This is a genomic window from Halomonas sp. Mc5H-6, assembly GCF_024124705.1.
GTDB classification, from domain to species: Bacteria; Pseudomonadota; Gammaproteobacteria; order Pseudomonadales; family Halomonadaceae; genus Vreelandella; species Vreelandella subterranea.
Genome location: NZ_JAMXSI010000001.1, coordinates 134,510 through 154,154, shown reverse-complemented (window position 1 = coordinate 154,154; position 19,645 = coordinate 134,510). Strand labels below are relative to the sequence as shown.

Genomic DNA, 19,645 nt, shown 5'->3' with positions numbered 1-19,645 from the left:
AAATACCTATTCCTCTTCGTCGCTCGGGGTCTCGAGGCGCAAAAACGTGCTGCGATAATGGGAAAGCTCGGCAATCGACTCTTTAATATCGTCCATTGCCAGGTGGACGTTTTGCTTCTTGAACCCTGCCAGTGCGCCAGGGTTCCAGCGCTTGGCCAGTTCTTTCACGGTGGAGACATCCAGGTTGCGGTAGTGAAAGAACGCCCACAACGCAGGCATTTCACGCTCCAGAAAACGCCGGTCCTGATGGATGCTGTTGCCGCACATGGGCGAGGAACCCGGCGTAACGTACTGGCGTAGAAAGTCGAGCGTCTGCTGTTCTGCTTCAGCCGTTTCCACCGCGCTGGCCTTCACTCGAGCCACCAACCCCGATTCACCGTGGGTCTTTTGATTCCAGTCATCCATCTGCGCCAGCAGGCTATCGGGCTGCTTGACCGCAATCACCGGCCCTTCCGCCACGACGTTCAAGTTCGCGTCGGTCACCAGGGTGGCTACTTCAATGATGCGCTCCTTGTCGGGGTCCAGCCCGGTCATCTCCAGGTCAATCCAGACCAGCCGGTCATCACGCGGTGCAACATGTTCGCTCATAGTGCTCTCCAACGGTAGTGGGTATATCAAGTTACCCAGCGGCAGTTAACAGGTACAATGATGCCATTGTACCGAGCATCGGGTGGTCATGAGCAAACGTAAATTAAGCCGTCAGCAACGCTGGCGGGTCGAGAAGGTCCAGGCAGAACGCGCCCAGCGCGCTGAAAAGCGCGATACACAGGATGCCGAGAAGCTTGCCGCCGGTGAATACGGTGCCGAGCAGCCGGGTCGCGTAATGGCGCATTTTGGCCGTACGCTGGAGGTACGCAATGCCGATGGCATGCCTGTGCGCTGCCACCTGCGTGCCAACCTTGAGGGACTGGTAACCGGTGACCGGGTCATCTGGCGGGCAGGTCAGGAAGGCTCCGGGGTGGTGGTGGCCCGCGATGAACGTGCCAGCGTTCTCAAGCGCCCTGATGCCCGCGGCCTGCTCAAGCCAGTGGCCGCTAATATTGACCAGATACTCATCGTTTTTGCCGTCGAACCCGCGCCTCACCCCAATTTGATCGACCGTTACTTGGTGGCTGCCGAGGCCACTGGCATTGCACCGGTGCTGGTGCTCAATAAAACCGATCTGCTACCGGACGATGGTGGCGAGTTGGGGCAGCTGTTGGAGCGCTACCGCGATTTGGGTTATACCGTGGTGCGCACGACCACCGCGACAGATTCAGGGCTTGATGCGTTGCGCCGCCAGCTAGAAGGACGCACGTCGGTATTTGTCGGCCAGAGCGGCGTGGGCAAGTCATCGCTCATTGATCTGCTTCTGCCCGATGAAAGCCTGCGCATCGGGGCGCTGTCCGAGGATTCACGCAAAGGCACCCATACGACGACAACGGCAAGGCTTTATGCCATGCGCACGGATGAGGTCATCGACGGCGAATTGATCGATTCGCCCGGGATTCGTGAATTTGGCCTGATCCATCTTGATGAACAGGCGGTCACCGACGGTTTCATTGAGTTCCGGCCGTTTATCGGCCACTGTCGGTTCCGCGACTGCCGCCATCGCGCTGAGCCGGGTTGTGCTTTACTTGAAGCGGTCGAGGCAGGCAACATCCATCCAGAACGATTTGCCAGCTACAGGCGTATTGTTGATAGCCTGAACGCTGAACCCATAAGGAGTCGCCCATGAGCACCGAGCGCCATTCGTCTGAAACCAACGTGCTACCGCTGATTGTTGAGCCCGAGCAGCTTCAGGCGTGCCTGGGCGACCCTCAGCTACTCATCATCGATGTGCCGGTAAACGCCGACAGCTATCGCCAGGGCCATGTGCCCGGCGCGGTTTTCCTCGATTTTCGCCATTTGATGCGGGGCGAAGGGCCTGTTCCCAGCGACGTTCCCAGCGTTGAGGCGCTTTCGCGGCTGTTCAGCGCGCTGGGCCTTACCCGTGATACCCATGTCGTCGCCTACGACGACGAAGGCGGCGGCTGGGCGGCGCGGCTACTGTGGACGCTGGAACTTGTCGGCCATACCCGCTATTCCTACCTGAACGGCGGCATACACGCCTGGCGCGATGAAGGGCTTGAAGAAAGCACCGAACCCAAGGCGCCGACACCCAGCGATTATCACGCCGAAATCCTGAACCCCCAGGCGCTGATTACCTGCGACGAGATCAAACAGAAGCTCGACGATAAACAGTTTGCCATCTGGGATGCACGCTCAACCGCCGAATACGAGGGCGAGAAGGGTAACAACAAGCACCTGGGGCATATTCCGGGGGCGGTCAACATGGACTGGCTGAACGTCATGGATCGCCACCGTGCGCTGCGCATACGCGATTATGCCGAACTGGTTACCGAGCTGGATGCGCTCGGCCTGACCCCTGAAATGGAAATCGCCACCCACTGCCAGAGCCACCACCGCAGCAGCTTTACCTGGCTGGTCGGTAAGGCACTGGGCTTCAATATGCGCGGCTATGCGGGCTCCTGGGGTGAATGGGGCAACCGCGACGACACACCGATTGAGAAGTGAAAACACCACTGTGACTGTTTCCCAACACACTTTTTCCCTGCTTCAGTACCCATTACCGCAACATGCCCTGTCGCGGCTGACAGGGAAATTTGCCCAGTGCGACAACCCCTGGGTAAAAAACACCCTGATCAATGCCTTTATCAAGCGCTTCAACGTGGACATGAGCCAGGCCCTGGAGCCTGACCCGACGGCCTATGCCACCTTTAACGACTTTTTCACTCGCGCGCTAAAGGCCGATGCCCGTCCGATTCACGAAGGCATCATCAGCCCCGCCGACGGCACCCTTTCCCAGTATGGCCGCCTCCAGGCCGGCCAACTGGTGCAGGCCAAGGGGCATACCTACTCTGCGCAAACCCTGCTCGGCGGTGATACGGCACTGGCCGAGGAATTCCTCGGCGGCAGCTTTGCGACCGTGTATCTCTCGCCGAAGGACTACCACCGGGTACATATGCCGGTCACCGGCACCTTGCGGGAAATGGTCTATGTGCCCGGGCGGCTTTTCTCGGTCAACCAGGCCACGGCCAACTATGTGCCGGGGCTATTCGCCCGTAACGAGCGCCTGGTGTGCATCTTTGATACCGAGCAGGGGCCATTGGCCATGGTGCTGGTGGGCGCCATGATCGTCGCGGCGATCGAAACCGTCTGGTCGGGCCAGGTGACGCCTCTTTCCGGCCATCCTCAGCGCATGCAGTTTGGCCAACCGATCACCCTGGAAAAAGGCGCTGAAATGGGCCGTTTCAAGCTCGGCTCCACGGTGGTGATGTGCTTCGCCAAAGCGGTCAATTTCACAGAGCGGCCCCTCGCCTCGATGGTCAGCATGGGCGAGTCGCTCGGTAGTTATTGAGGGCTCATCCGGTGATGGCTAGCAATTAGGCGTCGAGAACGCCAGCACGTCTTCCAGGCGTGCTTTGCCAAGCGCCAGTTGCACCAGACGGTCAATGCCCAGCGCCACCCCGGCCCCATCCGGCATGCCGTGCTCTAAGGCGGCCAGTAGATGTTCGTCCATATCCACCTCGGGCAAGCCCAGGCGGCGGCGCTCGGCGTTATCTTCCTTAAAGCGGGCACGCTGCTCAGCCGCATCGGTCAGCTCATCGTAACCGTTGGCCAATTCAATGCCGTTTAGATAAAGCTCAAAGCGTGAAGCGACCCACTCACCGTCAGCATCTTGGTGGCGGCGTGCCAGCGCCGCCTGGCTTGCCGGGTAATCCACCACCACACTCAGTTCATTACGCCCTAACTGCGGTTCGATCACCAGCCCCATCAGCAAATCAAGGCAGGTATCGCGGCCCTCCTGTGCCATGGCACGGGCCGGCATCTGACCGTACTCGACCGCAAGCCTCCGCAGTGTCTCCAGCGAACTGGTGAAGGGGTCGACCGCTAAATGGGTGTGGAACAGCTGTCGGTAGCGGTAGTGCGTTACCGGGCCGTGAAAGCGGGGCAGAATATTAGCGACCAGCGCCGTGGTTTCGTCGATCAGATCGGCCAAGGTAAATCCTGGGCGGTACCATTCCAGCATGGTGAATTCGAGATTGTGCCGGGCGCCCACCTCGCCATCACGAAAGCTTCTTGCCAGCTGAAAAATGGGTCCGCTACCCGCTGCCAACAGCCGCTTCATATGAAATTCCGGCGAGGTTTGCAGCCACAGCCGACGATGGCCTCTATCCGTACGTGCCATCGTTGACAGCGACACCAGGTGGACATCGGTACTCCCCCCCTGCCCCAGCACCGGCGTTTCCACCTCCAGGACATCGCGCGCAGCAAAAAAACGTCGCACGCTCGCCAGTAAACGGGCTCGCTCACGCAGCGTCTCGATGGTGGCCGTTGGTCGCCAACTTTCTGTCATTGGCCTTTCTCCAAAAAACAAAGCCACGCCCCAGGGCGTGGCTGTCACTATATCGCGTTCCTGGCGCCTTTTTAGCAGCCTGTCGGGCTTGACCGATCGTCGCGAGAATCACGGATTTTGAGCCAAATTTATCGATCGATTGAGGCGAATAGCTCGCTATTTAACGAAATCGATCGAATAAAGTTGGCCAAAATACCGGGATTCGCAGTAGATCAGTGTTAAGTCCGACAGGCTGCTAGGCCCGCGATACGTATTCTCCGCTGCGCGTATCAATCTTCAGGACTTCCCCTTCATTGATGAACAGCGGCACACGCACCACGGCACCGGAAGACAAGGTGGCAGGCTTGGAACCGCCCTGGGCGGTATCGCCTTTCAAACCGGGGTCGGTTTCGACCACTTCCAGCTCAATGAAATTCGGCGGTGCTACGTGAATGGCGTTATCGTTCCACAAGGTAACGGTATAAGGCACCTGCTCCTTCAACCACTTTTCGGTCTCGCCGAGCGCCTTCTTTTCCACCGCATACTGCTCAAAGGAGCCGTCGGTTTTCATGAAGTACCACATTTCGCTATCGTTATAGAGATACTCCATCTCAAGCTCCATGACGTCAGCACCCTCTAACGAATCACCCGACTTGAAGGTCCGCTCTCCCACGCGGCCGGTCATCAGGTTACGTAGCTTGACGCGATTAAAGGCTTGACCCTTGCCCGGCTTGACCAGCTCGTTCTCGATGATCGAGCAAGGATCGCCGTCGAGCATTACTTTCAAACCGCCCTTGAATTCGTTGGTAGAATAGTTCGCCATATTGCCTCTCAATGATGCATTTCAGTAACTGAAGCGAGGTGTCGCTTCGCCTCTGAGGATCGTTGTTGAATAAGTGCGCGCATGATAACCCGAAGGAGGTCTTTTTTGCAGGAGAACATCATTATCGCCGACGAGCGACTTATTACCCAAGCCCCTTCTTGGCAGCGGCAGCTATCGCAAGCGATTCGCGACCCGGCGGCCCTGTGCCAGCAGCTTGCGTTGAGCGATGAATGGCTACCGGGTGCTCGCACGGGCCATCAACTGTTTGATATCTGCGTTCCCGACGCCTACTTATCGCGCATTACCCCCGGCGACCCCCATGACCCACTGCTGCGTCAGGTGCTGCCGCTCGACGACGAGGCCATGACACCGCCAAACTATGTCACCGACCCCCTCGAAGAGGCGGATCATCAGCCTGCCAAAGGGTTGATTCACAAGTATGCGGGCCGCGTGCTGCTGATCGCCAGCCCTAACTGTGCCATCAACTGCCGCTACTGCTTTCGCCGCCATTTCCCCTACAGCGAGAATTCGCCCTCCAGGGCTCAGTGGCAGGAAGCCCTCGACTACCTGCGCGACGACACCTCCATTCACGAAGCAATTCTCTCCGGGGGTGACCCGCTAGCCGCCAATGACCGCCAACTGGCCTGGCTGGTCGAGCAGCTTGAAAGCATCCCGCATCTCAAACGGTTGCGCGTTCACACGCGTCTACCGGTGGTGATTCCCGACCGGGTTGATGACGCCCTGATCGGATGGCTATCTGCCACTCGCCTGCAAAAAGTCGTGGTGTTGCATATCAACCACGCCAATGAAATCGACCAGGCAGTGGTCGATGCCTGCGCGCGGCTCAAGCAGGCCGGAGTGACGCTACTCAACCAGAGTGTCCTGCTACGTGGTGTTAACGATGGCGTAACAGCCCTCGCCACACTGTCGGAACGGCTATTTGAAGCAGGCATTCTGCCCTACTACCTGCACGTACTGGATCCGGTGCAGGGCGCTGCACATTTTGATGTCTCGGATGAAGAGGCCCGTGACTTGGTGGCTGCGCTGCGCGACCTGTTGCCGGGATTCTTGATGCCGCGGCTAGTGCGGGAAATTCCCGGCGAGGGCAGCAAGACACCGCTTTAACGCCCAAGCGGCTCAAATCAGTGCAGCAGCCAGGGCTTATGCACCATTAACGCACACACATCGAGGCAATGCTTATGGCGCTCTAGCGGCGCCTGCACTGTAATCACCTGAAAAGTAAAGATTTAGATTGGATCGGCCACGATTTTGCTGTGTATCTAGGCGTAACAAACGGGGTATTGGCGGCTAACGCTGCCCAACAATTGAGTTTCCAATAGATCGCTAGGGTTCCGACACCATCAACGTATGACCCCTGATGGCTGTGGCTGGTCCGAGAGCAATCGACCTAATGCTTGGGCAGTAGGTTACACGGCGGGACAAAAGCCCGGGAGGATAAGGTGCAGTGATGCGCCGATGCCCCCGAGTTTTCCCTTAGCCGCTGGAGGCTGCCATGACCCTTGCCAATCGTAACGCCCTCAAAAGTTTCTCCCTCGCCCCCTTGTCTGCCGCGCTACTCGCATCAACGCTTGCCATCACGCCCTCCCAGGCGCAGGAACGCGATGAATTCAGCGTCTGCTGGTCGATCTATGCCGGCTGGATGCCTTGGGCCTACGCCGACGTTGAAGGCGTGGTCGACAAATGGGCCGACGAGTACGGCATCAGCATCGATGTGGTGCAGGTGAACGACTACGTCGAGTCCATCAACCAGTATACATCGGGCAACGTCGATGGTTGCGCCATGACGAACATGGATGCCCTCACGCTTCCGGCTGCCAGCGGCGTCGACTCCACTGCGTTAATCGTCGGTGACTATTCCAATGGCAACGATGGCATTGTGCTGAAAGGCAATGGCGACCTCGCGGATATCGAGGGCCTCGAGGTCAATCTTGTCCAGTTCAGCGTGTCGCATTACTTATTGGCTCGCGCATTGGAAAGCATCGGCTTGACAGAGCGTGACATCGAAACCGTCAACAGCTCGGATGCTGACATTGTCGGCCTATTTTCGAGCGAATCCACCGAAGCCGTCACCACCTGGAACCCTCAGCTCAGTGCAATTGCCGAGATGCCGGATGCCAACGTGGTGTACACCTCTGCCGAAATTCCCGGCGAAATTCTTGACCTCATGGTCGTCAATACGCAAACCCTTGCTGAAAACCCGGAATTAGGCCACGCGCTGGTAGGGGCCTGGTACGAAGTCATGGAGGTAATGGCCAACGAAGATGAAGACGCGCTAACACTAATGGCCGATGCAGCGGGCACTGACCTTGAAGGGTATCAAGAGCAATTAGCCGCGACGTATCTCTATACCGACCCAGCCGAAGCCCTCGAACTGATTGAAAGCCCTGACCTGCTCGAGACCATGGAAAGGGTCGCCGAATTCAGTTTTGAACACGGTCTGCTCGGCGACATGGCACCCAGTGCGGGCGTCGTCGGCATCGAAACCCCCAGCGGTGTGTTTGGCGATGAAAGCAATGTGCGACTGCGCTTCGATCCAAGCTTCACTCAAGCTTATATCGACGCTCAATAATTCGCGCAATGGGAGCGGCGCTCGCCGTTCCCCCTGCTTGCATCTTGTGGACACCGCCATGAAGCGATTAATTAACTCAACGCCCTCCAGGGGCGGCCGTTGGCTCTTGGGTCTGCTGCCTTTTGTACTGCTGGGGATGCTCTACCTAAGCCTTTCTAATGCAAGGCTTGCGGAAAACCCCAACGACCCCCTACTGCCTACACCTGCCAAGATGGCGCAGTCATTTCACCATCTGGCCACCGCCGAGAACGCTCGCACCGGTGAAATTTTACTCTGGAGCGATACCCTCGCCAGCCTTGAGCGTATTGTCATTGGGGTAGGCATTAGCGCACTGATCGGCCTGATTGTGGGCATATTAAACGGCGGGCTTCCCGTCGTGCGCGCCAAGCTTTCCCCACTGGTTACCGTTGCTTCGCTGATTCCGCCAATGGCGCTATTGCCCATCCTGTTTATTGCCTTTGGCACTGGTGAAGCCGCCAAAATCGCGCTGATTGTGATTGGCGTCACGCCCTTTCTCATTCGCGACCTTCAGGGTCATGCATTACGTCTACCCGATGAACAACTGATTAAAGCCCAAACGCTGGGCGCCAGTTCTTGGCAAGTATTGCTGAGAGTGCTGCTGCCCCAGCTTACTCCTCGGCTGTTAAACGCGACCCGCCTGGCAATGGGCACCGCCTGGCTGTTTTTAATCGCCGCCGAAGCGATTGCCGCCCAGGAAGGGCTTGGTTACCGCATTTTTCTAGTACGCCGCTACCTCTCCATGGACGTCATTTTACCCTATGTGGCCTGGATCACTCTGCTGGCGTTTCTGCTTGACCAGCTGCTGGCCTGGGTATCACGCCTGGCCTTCCCCTGGTACCACGCAAGTGAAGGAGACAACGCATGAGCCTGCTGGCCGCCAAACGGTTAGAAAAGCATTACGGCAACCATGTTGTCCTCGAGAATCTCAACTTCAGCGTTGAATCCGGCGAGTTTGTCACCCTGGTGGGCGCCTCGGGCTGCGGCAAAACCACCTTCCTAAAAATGCTGCTGGGGACCGAAGCCACCTCGCGGGGTCGCTTGACGCTGGACGACCACCCCATTCCCAACGAGCCGGGCCCCGACCGTGGCGTGGTGTTTCAGAAATACTCGGTGTTCCCTCACCTGACGGTGCTGGGCAACGTGATGATGGCCGATGAGTTGCGCAGCTCTAAATTACTGGGCAAGAGTTTCGGTGCCGCCAGGCGTCGCGGGATTGAAAAAGCCCGCGAGCGTATTGAAGAAGTCGGCCTCGAACAGGCCCTGGATAAATACCCGCATGAACTTTCCGGCGGCATGCAGCAGCGCCTGGCCATTGCCCAGGCGCTGATGATGCGGCCACGTATTTTGCTGCTCGATGAGCCCTTCGGCGCGCTGGATCCGGGTATCCGCCAGGATATGCACGTGCTGATCAACCGCCTGTGGCAAGAGCAGCAGTTGACCATCTTCATGATCACCCACGATCTCAAAGAGGCGTTTGAGCTGGGCACCCGGCTCTGGGTCTTCGATAAAACCCGCCACGACCCCCAGGCACCGGAAGCCTATGGCGCCACGATCACCTACGACCTGCCCATCTCCCGAGACCGCCCGTCTGAAGCATTGAAGGAAACACTGCAGCAGGGCGGCCTGCAAACCCACACCCAGGAGACGCTGCTATGAAGCGCGAACCAGACTACACCACCCATTTACCCGGCGGTCATCACTGGTCGCTGCGCCTGCGCCGTGGGGCCACCCTGACCCTGACCGCCCAACACGCGGACAGCAACGTCGGGCTTTTGTGCTACAACCCGGAAAACCTGCTCGAGCGTTTAAACCTGCCCGACACGTTGAAGTGCCAGCACACCTTCAAGCTGACCCAGGGCCACTGCCTTTATTCGGACATGGGGCGAATCTTTGCCTCGATCACTCACGACGACCTGGGCTGGCACGACAGCGTGGGCGGTAACCTGATGCCCCAGCATTTACTGACCAAGGGGTGGCAGCCCGTCAGCTATCAGCAGGGCCACAACGACTGGACGCGCACCGGCTTCGACGCCTTTCTGGTCGAGCTTGCCAAATATGGCCTGGGCCGCCGGGATATGGCCGCCAACCTCAACCTGTTCGCCCGGGTCGAGAGCGACGACGAGGGCAAATTGCGCTACGTGCCGGGCCACTGCCAGCCCGGCCAAAGCGTCACGCTGCGTTTCGAGATGGACACCCTGGTACTGCTGCACACCTGCCCCCACCCCCTCGATCCCAGCGCAGACTACCCTCGCCGCGGCGTCGATATTGCCCTTGGCACCGCCGAGCCGCCCACGGAAGACGACCCCTGCTACCGCTCGCGTCCCGAAAACGCCCGCGGCTTCGCCAATAACCGCCTTTACCACCTCGGCCTGTAAGGGGAAACGAATACCATGATCATTGAAAGCACCCTACGCCCCGAAAATGCCCTGAGCCGCACCACCGTTAACGCGGGCGATCACTACATCGGCACCGTAAAGCGCGGCCAAACCCTGCGTATTCTCGACTTAGAGGGTAATCAGGCCGCCGACACCCTGTTCTTCAGCGCCGACGATACCAGCGAGCGCTACAGTGCCATGGACACGGTGCGCGAACAGGGCGCTGTCTACCTCACCGCAGGCACCACACTGATGTCCAGCGAAGGGCGCGCCATGCTGACCATCAGCGCCGACACCTGCGGCCGTCATGACACCCTGGGCGGCGCCTGCGCCAGCGAAAGCAACACCGTGCGCTACGACCTGGAAAAGCGCCACATGCACTCCTGCCGCGACAACTGGATGCAGGCCATCGCCAATCATCCAGAGTTCGGCCTGACCAAGCGGGATATCACTCACAACATCAACTTCTTCATGAACGTGCCGGTCACCGCCGACGGTGGGCTGACCTTTGAAGACGGCATTTCCGCACCCGGCAAATACGTGGAAATGGTCGCCGAGATGGATGTGATCGTGCTGGTCTCCAACTGCCCTCAGCTCAACAACCCCTGCAACGGCTACAACCCCACGCCCATCGAGCTGTTGGTTTGGGACAGTTGACATAGAGACTTAAGGCCTGGGGACGACCTCAAGCGACTGACTATCCAGCGGGACGACCCGCCCTTGTTTGCAGGCAGTGCCATGTCCATCAATAAAACGTTTAGCAAAGTTTTGATTGCCAATCGCGGCGCCATTGCCGCGCGCATTTTACGTACGCTCAAAATAATGGAGGTGGGCAGCGTGGTGGTTTACGCCGACGCCGACCGCGACGCCCCCTACGTCCACCAGGCCGATGAGGCTTATTCGCTCGGCGAGGGCAGCGCCAGCGAGACCTACCTTGATATCGACAAGCTCATCGCCATTGCCAAGCAAAGCGGTGCGCAAGCAGTACACCCCGGCTACGGTTTCCTGTCGGAAAACACCCGCTTTATCGACGCCTGCGACGCCGCCGGGCTGGTATTCTTGGGCCCCACCACCGAGCAGATAAAACGCTTTGGTTTAAAACACGAAGCCCGCAGCCTGGCCGAGCAAGCGGGTGTGCCGCTGGTACCGGGCTCAGCGCTCCTTGAAAACGTTGACGAAGCACTCAAAAGCGCCGAGCAGGTCGGCTACCCGGTGATGCTCAAGTCCACCGCCGGTGGCGGCGGTATCGGCATGCAGGTATGCCAAACCGCTGCAGAGTTAGAGCGCGCCTTTGACTCGGTCAAGGGCCTGGGTGAGCGTAATTTTGGCGATGGCGGCGTCTTTCTGGAAGCCTACATTGCCCGCGCCCGCCATATCGAGGTGCAGCTGTTTGGCGACGGCAATGGCAGTGTGGTGGCGCTCGGCGAACGGGACTGCTCCACCCAGCGCCGCCACCAAAAAGTGCTCGAGGAGTGCCCGGCGCCAAACCTGGCGGAACACGTTCGCCAGGCACTCCACGAAACCGCCGTTCAACTGGGCAGAGCGGTCAACTACCGCAGCGCCGGTACCGTCGAGTTTATTTACGATACCCAGCGCGAGGCGTTCTATTTCCTTGAAGTGAACACCCGGCTTCAGGTGGAGCATGGCGTCACCGAGATGGTGTACGGCATTGATATCGTCGAGTGGATGGTGAAACTGGGCGCAGGCAAACTGCCTGATCTTGAGGCACTCACCAAATCTATCGTCCCCAGCGGCCATGCGGTTCAGGCGCGCCTTTACGCCGAAGACCCTGCGCACGATTTTCGCCCCAGCGCAGGCCTGCTGACGGAGGTCGATTTCCCTCATGGCGATGGCCTGCGTATCGACCATGCCATAGAAGCGGGGCTTGAAATCTCTGCCCTTTTCGACCCCATGCTGGCCAAGGTGATTGTCCACGCCGACGACCGTGGTACTGCTATCGAGCAGTTGGCGGACTCGCTGGATAACGCCAGCGTTTACGGCATTACCACCAACCGCACCTGGCTTGCCCATGTGCTGCGCGCCGAGCGTTTTCAAGCTGCCGATCTGGATACCCACTGGCTGACAGCCCTGGATTGGGCGCCGCCCGCCATGGAAGTGCTGGCCCCCGGCACCATGACAACGACTCAGGATTACCCCGGCCGCCAGGGCCACTGGGACGTTGGCGTGCCGCCCTCAGGGCCGTTTGACGACTGGTCGTTTCGCCTGGGCAACCGCCTGCTCGACAACCCCAGCGATGCCGCCGGGCTGGAAATCACCCTCACAGGCCCGACGCTGCGCTTTCATCGCGCCACGCAAATCGTGCTGGCGGGTGCCGAGCTGCCTGCCACGCTGGATGGCGAAGCCGTCGCCTTCTGGCAGGTAGTGGATATACCTGCCGGTGCCACCCTGACCCTGGGCAAGGCCGACGCAGGTGCTCGCGCCTATCTACTGGTACGCGGCGGCATCGATTGCCCGCGCTATTTAGGCTCGCGCAGCACCTTTACCCTGGGCCAGTTTGGCGGGCATGGTGGCCGCGCGCTACGCAGCGGCGACATGCTCGACTTACCCGCGCTCGCGCCGGCCCCGACGACGCAGCTTGATAAGGCGCTGATCCCCACCTTCGGCCATCGCGACGGCGGGAAGACCTGGCAGGTAGCCGTGCTGTACGGCCCCCACGGCGCGCCGGACTTCTTTACCGATGACGATATCGAGCAATTTTTTGCCCACGAGTGGGAGGTCCACTACAACTCCAGCCGCACCGGCGTACGGCTGATTGGCCCCCGCCCGGCGTGGGCACGGGCCGACGGTGGCGAGGCGGGCCTGCACCCTTCCAATATCCACGATAACGCCTACGCCTTCGGCACCATCGACTTTACCGGCGATATGCCGGTCATCCTCGGCCCCGATGGCCCTTCGCTGGGCGGCTTTGTCTGCCCCGCCACCGTGGTGCGCGCCGAGCGCTGGAAGCTGGGTCAACTGGCGGCCGGTGACAGCATACGCTTTGTGCCGGTGAGTCTGGCCACCGCTCGCACCCTGGAAGTGCGCCAGCTCGAGCAGTTGAAAACCCTCACAGCGAATCCTGCTGAAGATATTCAGCAAGAGCGCGGCACGCCCATTGTGCGCGATGTGCCCGCCGAGCAGGCCGGTGAGCGCATTGTCTACCGACGCGCCGGGGATGATTTCCTGCTCATCGAATTTGGTGCCATGGAGCTGGATATCGCCCTGCGCTTTCGAGTACACGCCTGGATGCTATGGCTGCGGGAGCATTCGCTGGCCGGCCTACGCGAGTTAACCCCAGGCATCCGCTCGCTGCAGATTCACTACGAGCCCTTGGAACTGACCCTGGATGAACTGCTCGCCCACCTGCAAAACGCCGAGCAGGCCCTGGTCGACGTGGAGTCGCTGGAAGTCGAGTCGCGGGTGGTACACCTGCCGCTCTCCTGGGACGACCCCGCCTGCCAGGAAGCCATCGACAAATACCAGCGCAGCGTGCGCCCGGATGCGCCCTGGTGCCCCAGCAACCTCGACTTTATTCGCCGTATAAACGCCCTGGAAAGCGAGCAGCAAGTGCGCGATATCGTCTTCGATGCCCGCTACCTGGTCATGGGCCTGGGGGATGTCTACCTGGGCGCCCCCGTTTCGACCCCGCTTGACCCGCGCCAGCGGCTGGTGACCACCAAGTACAACCCGGCCCGCACCTGGACCGCCGAAAACTCCGTGGGCATCGGCGGCGCCTATCTGTGCGTTTATGGCATGGAAGGCCCTGGCGGCTACCAGTTTGTCGGCCGCACGCTGCAGATGTGGAACCGTTACCGCACCACGCAGCACTTTGAAAACCCCTGGCTGCTACGCTTTTTTGACCAGCTACGCTTTTTCGAGGTCAGCCACGACGAGCTAACCCAGATTCGCCGCGACTTTCCCCATGGTCGGTATGACTTACCCATTGAGACAACGCGTTTTCGCCTGGCGGATTACCAGGCCGAGATCGACAGGAACGCCGAGGCAATCGAGACTTTCCGCGCCAAGCGCGAAGCCGCCTTCCAGGCGGAGATGGCCGCCTGGCGGGCCAATGGCCAGTTCACCTTTGAAGATCAGGCCCCGGAAAGCGCCGAAGTCACGGCGCTTGATGACAACGAAATTGGCATTGGGAGCCCCGTCACCGGCAGCCTGTGGAAGTTGCTGGTTGAAGAAGATGACCAGGTCACGGCTGGCCAGCCGGTGGCCGTGGTGGAGTCGATGAAAATGGAAGTCGAGATCACAGCCCACTGCGATGGTCGCGTTGTTCGCCTGCCGCTTGCCGAGGGAGCATCCATTGCCCCAGGGCAGCCGGTTGTGGTGCTCAAGAGTGAGGAAAAGACGTGATACTGACCCACGAACAGCGCTTTAGAGCATTCCGCCACGGTTTATAACGACAGGACTTTCCTTATGACACAGCGCCTAGCACTCGATATCACCAATCTCCTTGCCGCCTACAAGCAAGGTGAGCTCACCCCTGCAACGTTAATCGACGCGCTGCTTGCGCAAGCCGACGTACACGGCAGCGAGCCTGCCTGGATTACTCGCTTGAGCCGTGAGCAGTTGGAGCCCTATTTAAAGCGCCTGGAAGGCGAGTCACCGGAAACATTGCCGCTTTACGGCATTCCCTTTGCGATGAAGGACAACATCGACCTGGCGGGTATTCCCACCACGGCAGGCAGCCCGGCCTATGCCTATACGCCAACAGAAAACGCCTTTGTGGTGCAGCAACTGATCGATGCGGGCGCGATCCCCATGGGTAAAACCAACCTGGACCAGTTCGCCACCGGCCTGGTGGGTGAGCGCGCCCTGAGTGACTACGGTGTACCGGCCAATGCCTTCAACCCCGACTATATTACCGGCGGTTCCAGCAGCGGCTCGGCGGTGGTCACCGCTGCGGGCATGGTGAGCTTTGCGCTGGGCACGGATACAGCGGGTTCCGGACGCGTCCCCGCCTGCTTTCATAATTTATACGGAGTTAAGCCCAGCTTAGGGCTACTCAGCACCCGCGGCGTGGTACCTGCCTGCGCGACGCTCGACACGATCAGCCTGTTTACGCTTACCGCCGACGATGCGGCGAAAGTGCTCGACATCACCGCCGCCTATGACGACCAGTGTGCCTGGTCACGCCGCCACGACTTTGCGGTGCATGGTAAGCGCTACGGCAAGGCGCCTGCTGGGTTTCGCTTTGGGGTACCGCCGCAATCCCAGTGGCAAACCGATGGAGCCTACACCCAGGGCATGCACCAGGCGGTTGCCGAGCTTGAAGCGCTTGGCGGCGAGAAAGTCGAGCTTGACTGTTCACCCCTTCTGGCCGCAGCGCGCCTTCTCTATGAAGGCCCTTGGGTAGCCGAGCGCTACCATGTAATTCGCGATTTGATGGAGAGCCACCCAGAGGCGGTGCATCCGGTTACTTTCCAGATTACTCAGGGTGGTGCCACGCCGCTGGCCGTGGACGCCTTTGATGCCCGCTATAAACTCGCCGAGTACAAGCGTCAGGCCGACGCATTAATCGGCCAAGTGGATGTAATGCTCTCCACCACCACGGTGACCCACCCCACCAAGGCAGAGGTGGCGGCGGACCCCATCGGCGTGAATTCACGCCTGGGTACCTGGACCAACTTTATGAACCTCCTCGACTACAGCGCCCTGGCCGTACCCATTGGCTTTACCGAACAAGACCTGCCGGTGGGCGTGACGCTGTTCGGGCCGGTATTCGACGATTTGAAACTGCTTTCCCTGGGCCGCGCCCTCGAAGCCCGCTTAATGCTGCCGTTAGGTGCCACTGGCATTGCTCATCCAGCACTCGCGACGCCACTCACCCATGCCCAGGACGGCAGTATGGAGCTGGTCGTGTGCGGGGCACACCTGCAGGGCTTGCCGCTCAACCATCAACTGACCGAACGCGGTGGTGTGCTGGTTAGCAGCACTCATAGCGCGCCGCGCTACAAGCTGTTTGCCCTGGCAGGCGGGCCACCCCAACGCCCGGCGATGGTACGCGACGCCAACGGCCAGGCCATTGAAGTGGAAGTGTGGCGTTTGCCGATTGAAACGCTGGGCAGCTTTTTAGCAGGCATTCCTGCTCCGCTGGGTCTAGGCCAGGTGGAGCTTGCCGACGGGAGTTGGAAGTGCGGCTTTATCTGCACCGCCGGGGCACTCAATGAAGGGGGCGAAGCAGAGGACATCAGCGAATTTGGCGGCTGGCGCGAGTGGTTGAAAATCCAGACCGGCTAGACCAGCAACCTGCCTACCTGTTCTCAAAAGCCTCTAGGTCATAATGTCATTGGCAGTGATTCAAGGCCCACTAACGACGCACTTGCCGAAGTGATTGCGCCGAAAGTGGGTCTTTTAGCATCTTCAAAGTGGCCTACTAAGGTCGTAAAAGCATCGTTTTCTGCTAAAGTTATAGGGCTAATGATTTCCGACATTGACTTAGCCTCAATGTTGGCTACCTCAATCACCAGGAGGCCAACACGTTATGTCGTCACCCTTCTCTCCAAAATCGGGCGCTATTCTCCTTCTGATAGCCTCACTCGCCGGTCTTGCCGTCGCTCTGTATGCCTACTTCACCCCGCTGACGGGGGTCACGGGAACACTCGGCGCGCTGGTTGCCATCGTGGCCTGTATCGCGCTTGCAGTATTGGCCCTACTTCTTGCAACTGTAAAAGGGCGTGGCACTTCCATTGCCTTGCGGATACTCATTCTTATAGGCCTCGGCGGAACATTTTTCGCCGCCATGCTGCTCCATCAGTGGTGGATCGGCGTTGCGATGGCGGTGGGCCTGATCGGCCTGCTTCTTGACCTGTTTCGCCCGGCGCACCATTCACGCCTCACCCATTCTTAAGGAGCTGCTCATGACGACGTTTTTATCCGCCACCAGCACTCCGTTTAAATCTGCCAGGTCCAGATTAGCGGCGCTTACCACCCTGACACTTTGCCTTGCGCCTTTGACACTACTGGCCCAGGAGCAGTCAGAAGAGCAGGAGCAATCTACTGCTCAAGAGCAATCAGAAGAGCAAGCATCAGCACAGCAAGAACCTACACCGGAAGAAGCGACTAGCACCGCCCCCATTCCCTTGGTACCTGGAGAGCCGATCTGGGACAGTTTCCACGGTCAGCTCAATGCCCAGAAATACAGCCCGCTTGATCAAATCAACGCCGACAACGTCGGCGAGCTGGAGAAGGTGTGGGAAGTCCATACCGGCGATGTCGCCGATGGTTCGGGCGATTTACCCGCGACGGTCTGGTCTGCCACGCCGGTGTTTGCCAACGACACGCTTTATATTGGCACACCGTTCTACCGGATCCTGGCGCTTGACCCAGCAAGCGGGGAAGAGAAATGGAGCTTCGATACCCAGTCCACCCTGGAAGCACTGACCCAGCCCGCCCTGAAGAACCGCGGCGTGGCTTATTGGGAAGCTGACGACCCGCAAGCAGGCGAACCCTGCCAGAAAATCGTCTATATGGGCACCATGGATGCCCAGCTCTTCGCAGTGGATGCCGATAGCGGCGAACGGTGCGCGAACTTTGCCGACAACGGCGTACTCGACGTCAATCAGTGGAATGACACCAATGACAAATGGCCGTTGTCGCTATTACAGCCTCCGACAGTCGTAGGTGATCGCCTGATACTCGGTTGGGCCGGCATGGATTGGGCTTATGAAGAGACCCCGCCCGGCACCGTATTTGCCATCAATGCCCGCACCGGCGAGCGCGAATGGACCTTCCAGGCGCTGTCTGATGAGATGCGTGAGCAGAGCGGTACCGCCAACGTCTGGACGCACATGTCCGCCGATGAAGAGCTTGGTTTGGTTTATTTACCCGTTTCTTCGCCATCGCCGAACTACTGGGGCGGCAACCGCACCGAAGACGTACCTCTGGGCACATCGACCACCGCGGTGGATGTCGAGACTGGCGAAGTGGCCTGGTCGCGGCAGTGGGTTCACCACGACATCTGGGATTACGATATTAATGCCGCCCCAACGTTGATGGACATTACCGTCGATGGCGAGGAGATCCCGGCGCTGATTCAGGCAACCAAGATGGGCTTTCTATTCGTCGTCAACCGCGAAACCGGCGAAGACGTCTGGCCGATTGAAGAGCGCCCTGTGCCAGGCGGTGACGGCTCGGTCGAGGGCGAAGTGTACGCCCCGACACAGCCTTTCCCGACCAAACCAGCGCCACTGCTAGACCAGTCCGAGAAACCCGAGGTCTGGGCGCTGGCCGATGCGGTCAGCTTTGGAGAGTGCTCGGCGCTGTGGGACGACCTTCATTACGAAGGCATGTACACCCCGCCCACTACCCAAGGTGAAGGCACGCTTGGCTACCCCATCAGTGCAGGTGGTGTCCAGTGGGGCGGCGTCGCCTTTGACCCACAAAGCGAGACCGCCATCGTCAACACCTCGCATATTGTGCAGTACATAAAGCTTTATAATCGCGAAGACTATGAGGCAGCGAATAAAACATCCGGCAACGAGAGCGGCTTTGCCCCCCAGGAAGGCGCGCCCTACGGCATGCGCCTTGAGGTGGCGCTCAACCGGTTCGGCATGCCCTGCTGGGAGCCGCCTTTCGGTGAACTGGTCGCTCTCGACATGACGACCGGCGACGTGAAGTGGCGAACCCCGGTAGGTGCTTCACAGCAATATGGCTTCTTTATGCCCGAGAGCTGGGGCTCGCCCACCATCGGTGGCCCGGCGGTAACTGCTGGCGACGTTATCTTTATCGGCGCTTCCATGGATGCCAAGGTGCGTGCCTACTCCCTGAAAACCGGCGAGGAGCTGTGGTCGGATCAGACCGAAGCCCCCTCGGTCTCGAACCCTGCTGTTTACGAGTACAACGGTCGCCAATACGTCGCCTTTGTCTCCGGTGGCAACAGTATCTTGAAAGACCAGGTAGGCGATCAGGTGGCGGTTTACGCCCTGCCGGAATAACGCTTGCGGTTGTGCTCAATAGAAAACAACGGGGCGGCCTGTAAGGCCGCCCCGTTTGCGTTGCCGGTGATTCAAACGGCGTGATTTTATACGACCTCACCGACTAGGTGCTTGGCGCGCTTGAGCAATGCATCTAACAGCCTTAAAGCACTGCCGCGCCAGCGGCACCAACACCCACAGCAGCGGCGTGAGCAACCAGCGATAGGCAAATCTTGCCACCAGCAGCACCGGTAGTAACACCACCAGCCAAACAAGAAACTGGCCAAGCCATATCGGCCAGCCGATCCATTGGGACAGGTTGGCACCCAGCGCGCTGACCAGGCTTGGGTGGCGAGCTACCACATAGGCGGTACCTGCGACCGCGGTAACCTTGGCCATACGCGGCAGGGTCGCAAAACGCCCGCCTGAGGCAACAATTCCCTGGCGCAAACCCGCGCGAACGCCCTGGGCTTCCACACTGCCCACCCGGGCAGCACGAGCGGCCCTGCCTGCCTCGCTCAATTGAACATCAAC

At 59.6% G+C, this 19,645-nt stretch carries 17 protein-coding genes and 1 riboswitch; of the genes, 13 read left to right on the top strand and 4 right to left on the bottom strand.

Going from position 1 to position 19,645, the window contains the following annotated elements:
• Positions 1-6: 6 nt before the first annotated feature.
• Positions 7-588, bottom strand: a complete 582-nt coding sequence (orn, locus tag NH395_RS00690; protein ID WP_253021680.1) for an oligoribonuclease — start codon at positions 586-588, stop codon at positions 7-9.
• A gap of 88 nt (positions 589-676) precedes the next feature.
• On the opposite strand from orn, the gene rsgA reads away from it, so the two are divergent.
• The 3 genes from rsgA to asd are packed head-to-tail and all read left to right on the top strand — an operon-like array spanning position 677 to position 3,400.
• Positions 677-1,717 (top strand): small ribosomal subunit biogenesis GTPase RsgA, encoded by a 1,041-nt coding sequence (rsgA, locus tag NH395_RS00685; protein ID WP_253021678.1) that lies wholly within the window; start codon positions 677-679, stop codon positions 1,715-1,717.
• Entirely contained in the window at positions 1,714-2,556 is an 843-nt protein-coding gene (locus tag NH395_RS00680) for a sulfurtransferase (protein ID WP_092825423.1), read from the top strand. The genes rsgA and NH395_RS00680 overlap by 4 nt, the downstream gene beginning before the upstream one ends.
• Positions 2,557-2,566: 10 nt before the next feature.
• On the top strand, positions 2,567-3,400 hold the full coding sequence (gene asd / locus NH395_RS00675) for an archaetidylserine decarboxylase (RefSeq protein WP_253021676.1): 834 nt from the start codon (positions 2,567-2,569) through the stop codon (positions 3,398-3,400).
• Positions 3,401-3,418: 18 nt separating this feature from the next.
• Here the strand turns inward: asd and epmA are convergent, their stop codons facing one another.
• Both epmA and efp read right to left on the bottom strand, forming a co-directional pair.
• Positions 3,419-4,399: an EF-P lysine aminoacylase EpmA gene (gene epmA, locus NH395_RS00670; protein WP_253021674.1), complete on the bottom strand. Its 981-nt coding sequence runs from the start codon at positions 4,397-4,399 to the stop codon at positions 3,419-3,421.
• 235 nt (positions 4,400-4,634) lie between these two features.
• Positions 4,635-5,201, bottom strand: a complete 567-nt coding sequence (gene efp / locus NH395_RS00665) for an elongation factor P (RefSeq protein WP_066321208.1) — start codon at positions 5,199-5,201, stop codon at positions 4,635-4,637.
• Between the two features lie 105 nt (positions 5,202-5,306).
• On the opposite strand from efp, the gene epmB reads away from it, so the two are divergent.
• The 10 genes from epmB (at position 5,307) to NH395_RS00615 (ending at position 19,132) form a co-directional block, all read left to right on the top strand.
• The gene (gene epmB / locus NH395_RS00660; RefSeq protein WP_253021672.1) at positions 5,307-6,326 is read left to right on the top strand and encodes an EF-P beta-lysylation protein EpmB; all 1,020 of its coding nucleotides are present in this window, start codon (positions 5,307-5,309) and stop codon (positions 6,324-6,326) included.
• Positions 6,327-6,534: 208 nt separating this feature from the next.
• Positions 6,535-6,657: riboswitch (guanidine-I (ykkC/yxkD leader) on the top strand.
• Between the two features lie 57 nt (positions 6,658-6,714).
• Positions 6,715-7,791, top strand: coding sequence for a putative urea ABC transporter substrate-binding protein (locus NH395_RS00655; RefSeq protein ID WP_253021670.1), 1,077 nt, complete (start codon positions 6,715-6,717; stop codon positions 7,789-7,791).
• A gap of 58 nt (positions 7,792-7,849) precedes the next feature.
• A complete protein-coding gene (locus tag NH395_RS00650; protein ID WP_253021668.1) occupies positions 7,850-8,677 on the top strand; it encodes an ABC transporter permease subunit in 828 nt (275 codons plus the stop codon).
• Positions 8,674-9,468, top strand: coding sequence for an ABC transporter ATP-binding protein (locus NH395_RS00645; protein WP_253021666.1), 795 nt, complete (start codon positions 8,674-8,676; stop codon positions 9,466-9,468). Before NH395_RS00650 ends, NH395_RS00645 begins: the two co-directional genes overlap by 4 nt.
• Positions 9,465-10,187 (top strand): urea amidolyase associated protein UAAP1, encoded by a 723-nt coding sequence (locus NH395_RS00640; protein WP_253021664.1) that lies wholly within the window; start codon positions 9,465-9,467, stop codon positions 10,185-10,187. The genes NH395_RS00645 and NH395_RS00640 overlap by 4 nt, the downstream gene beginning before the upstream one ends.
• Positions 10,188-10,202: 15 nt before the next feature.
• On the top strand, positions 10,203-10,844 hold the full coding sequence (locus NH395_RS00635) for an urea amidolyase associated protein UAAP2 (protein ID WP_066320772.1): 642 nt from the start codon (positions 10,203-10,205) through the stop codon (positions 10,842-10,844).
• A gap of 81 nt (positions 10,845-10,925) precedes the next feature.
• Positions 10,926-14,549, top strand: a complete 3,624-nt coding sequence (gene uca / locus NH395_RS00630; RefSeq protein WP_253021662.1) for an urea carboxylase — start codon at positions 10,926-10,928, stop codon at positions 14,547-14,549.
• A gap of 63 nt (positions 14,550-14,612) precedes the next feature.
• Entirely contained in the window at positions 14,613-16,436 is a 1,824-nt protein-coding gene (gene atzF / locus NH395_RS00625; protein WP_253021660.1) for an allophanate hydrolase, read from the top strand.
• A 244-nt stretch (positions 16,437-16,680) separates the two neighbouring features.
• Positions 16,681-17,046, top strand: coding sequence for a hypothetical protein (locus tag NH395_RS00620; RefSeq protein ID WP_092825443.1), 366 nt, complete (start codon positions 16,681-16,683; stop codon positions 17,044-17,046).
• A 10-nt stretch (positions 17,047-17,056) separates the two neighbouring features.
• The gene (locus tag NH395_RS00615) at positions 17,057-19,132 is read left to right on the top strand and encodes a pyrroloquinoline quinone-dependent dehydrogenase (protein WP_253021658.1); all 2,076 of its coding nucleotides are present in this window, start codon (positions 17,057-17,059) and stop codon (positions 19,130-19,132) included.
• A gap of 96 nt (positions 19,133-19,228) precedes the next feature.
• On the opposite strand, the gene NH395_RS00610 is transcribed toward NH395_RS00615, so the two are convergent.
• Positions 19,229-19,633 carry a hypothetical protein gene (locus NH395_RS00610; RefSeq protein ID WP_253021656.1) on the bottom strand — a complete coding sequence of 135 codons (405 nt, stop codon included), beginning with the start codon at positions 19,631-19,633 and terminating at the stop codon, positions 19,229-19,231.
• Between the last annotated feature and the right edge of the window lie 12 nt (positions 19,634-19,645).

Excerpts from the sequence above, each read along its gene's own strand:
- orn (WP_253021680.1), bottom strand. The coding sequence starts at position 588 with ATGAGCGAACATGTTGCACCGCGTGATGACCGGCTGGTCTGGATTGAC.
- rsgA (WP_253021678.1), top strand. The coding sequence starts at position 677 with ATGAGCAAACGTAAATTAAGCCGTCAGCAACGCTGGCGGGTCGAGAAG.
- NH395_RS00680 (WP_092825423.1), top strand. The coding sequence starts at position 1,714 with ATGAGCACCGAGCGCCATTCGTCTGAAACCAACGTGCTACCGCTGATT.
- epmA (WP_253021674.1), bottom strand. The coding sequence starts at position 4,399 with ATGACAGAAAGTTGGCGACCAACGGCCACCATCGAGACGCTGCGTGAG.
- efp (WP_066321208.1), bottom strand. The coding sequence starts at position 5,201 with ATGGCGAACTATTCTACCAACGAATTCAAGGGCGGTTTGAAAGTAATG.
- NH395_RS00655 (WP_253021670.1), top strand. The coding sequence starts at position 6,715 with ATGACCCTTGCCAATCGTAACGCCCTCAAAAGTTTCTCCCTCGCCCCC.
- NH395_RS00650 (WP_253021668.1), top strand. The coding sequence starts at position 7,850 with ATGAAGCGATTAATTAACTCAACGCCCTCCAGGGGCGGCCGTTGGCTC.
- NH395_RS00645 (WP_253021666.1), top strand. The coding sequence starts at position 8,674 with ATGAGCCTGCTGGCCGCCAAACGGTTAGAAAAGCATTACGGCAACCAT.
- NH395_RS00640 (WP_253021664.1), top strand. The coding sequence starts at position 9,465 with ATGAAGCGCGAACCAGACTACACCACCCATTTACCCGGCGGTCATCAC.
- NH395_RS00635 (WP_066320772.1), top strand. The coding sequence starts at position 10,203 with ATGATCATTGAAAGCACCCTACGCCCCGAAAATGCCCTGAGCCGCACC.
- uca (WP_253021662.1), top strand. The coding sequence starts at position 10,926 with ATGTCCATCAATAAAACGTTTAGCAAAGTTTTGATTGCCAATCGCGGC.
- atzF (WP_253021660.1), top strand. The coding sequence starts at position 14,613 with ATGACACAGCGCCTAGCACTCGATATCACCAATCTCCTTGCCGCCTAC.
- NH395_RS00620 (WP_092825443.1), top strand. The coding sequence starts at position 16,681 with ATGTCGTCACCCTTCTCTCCAAAATCGGGCGCTATTCTCCTTCTGATA.
- NH395_RS00615 (WP_253021658.1), top strand. The coding sequence starts at position 17,057 with ATGACGACGTTTTTATCCGCCACCAGCACTCCGTTTAAATCTGCCAGG.